Origin of the sequence: Aeromonas simiae (genome assembly GCF_000820125.1) — a bacterium.
GTDB classification, from domain to species: Bacteria; Pseudomonadota; Gammaproteobacteria; order Enterobacterales; family Aeromonadaceae; genus Aeromonas; species Aeromonas simiae.
Window position 1 is genome coordinate 1 of sequence record NZ_CDBY01000045.1, and the last position, 200, is coordinate 200.

Here is a 200-nt window from a genome sequence, read left to right on the forward strand (position 1 = left end):
AGGGCGCGGGCCAGCGCCACTCGCTGCTGCTGGCCACCCGAGATCTGGCTCGGGTACTTGTGGGACTCCCGGCTCAAGCCCACCAGACTCAACCACTCGGCGACCCGCAGGGCGACCTCCTCGCGCGGCAAGCCCTGGTTCTCGAGGCCAAAGGCGATATTCTGGGCCACCGTCAGGTTGGGGAACAGGGCGTAAGACTG

The 200-nt window shown here is 67.5% G+C and carries 1 protein-coding gene; it reads right to left on the reverse strand.

The features are described from left to right. The coding region (locus BN1134_RS08190) for an ATP-binding cassette domain-containing protein (RefSeq protein WP_042046508.1) at window positions 1–200 on the reverse strand (200 nt) is incomplete at both ends.